Raw genomic sequence first — 583 nt, 5'->3', positions numbered from 1 at the left:
TGATGGCGGCGGTGGATGATTACATCCCGACCCCGGCGCGCGCGGTGGATCAGCCGTTCCTGATGCCGATCGAGGACGTGTTCTCGATCTCGGGGCGGGGCACGGTGGTGACCGGTCGCGTCGAGCGCGGCGTGATCAATGTCGGCGACGACATCGAGATCATCGGCATCAAGGACACGCAGAAGACCACCTGCACGGGCGTCGAGATGTTCCGCAAGCTGCTGGATCGCGGCGAGGCGGGCGACAATATCGGTGCGCTGCTGCGCGGGATCGACCGCGAGCAGGTCGAGCGCGGGCAGGTTCTGTGCAAGCCGGGTTCGGTGACGCCGCACACGAAGTTCGAGGCCGAAGCCTATATCCTGACCAAGGAAGAGGGTGGCCGTCACACGCCGTTCTTCGCCAATTACCGCCCGCAGTTCTACTTCCGCACGACGGACGTGACCGGGACGGTGACGCTGGCCAGCGGCACCGAGATGGTGATGCCGGGCGACAACGTGTCCTTCGAGGTCGAGCTGATCGCCCCGATCGCCATGGAAGACGGCCTGCGCTTCGCCATCCGCGAAGGCGGCCGCACCGTCGGCGC

Annotated in this window: 1 protein-coding gene; it reads left to right on the top strand. The window is 66.4% G+C overall.

The features are described from left to right. The coding region (locus N5A93_RS19485; protein WP_268956755.1) for an EF-Tu C-terminal domain-related protein at positions 1 to 583 on the top strand (583 nt) is incomplete at both ends.

The sequence above is a fragment of the Roseovarius salincola genome (genome assembly GCF_026891095.1).
In the GTDB taxonomy this organism is placed as follows: Bacteria; Pseudomonadota; Alphaproteobacteria; order Rhodobacterales; family Rhodobacteraceae; genus Roseovarius; species Roseovarius salincola.
The sequence above is the reverse complement of the archived record's forward strand: the minus strand, read 5'-3'. Positions and strand labels throughout refer to the sequence as shown.